General features: G+C 60.9%; 1 protein-coding gene. It reads right to left on the bottom strand.

The features are described from left to right. Nucleotides 1-248, bottom strand: a 248-nt coding sequence (locus E1189_RS21980) for a hypothetical protein (RefSeq protein WP_196220783.1), incomplete at both ends; no start/stop codon positions are given.

The raw sequence follows: 248 nt of genomic DNA, 5'->3' as shown, positions 1-248 counted from the left end.
CCCACTTGCCTTCTATGGCTCCCTTGTTGTTCGACTGGATGGGGTAGTTGATCAGGTTGTACTGGGCTGTGGTGTCGTCGCCGAGCCGGGCCTCGGTCCAGTTGGGGTTGCCACTGTCCCACGTGCGCTGGGTGAAGATGCTCTTCGCCCGTGCCTGCAGGTCGCCGTAAACCACAGCAGAACTTACGGTGGAACCGGCAGGGAAGGCCCATGCCAGAGGCGCGATAATCGACAGGGCACCATTGATC

This window comes from Parendozoicomonas verongulae, from assembly GCF_009711465.1.
Taxonomy (GTDB): domain Bacteria; phylum Pseudomonadota; class Gammaproteobacteria; order Pseudomonadales; family Endozoicomonadaceae; genus Sansalvadorimonas; species Sansalvadorimonas verongulae.
The sequence above is the reverse complement of the archived record's forward strand: the minus strand, read 5'-3'. Positions and strand labels throughout refer to the sequence as shown.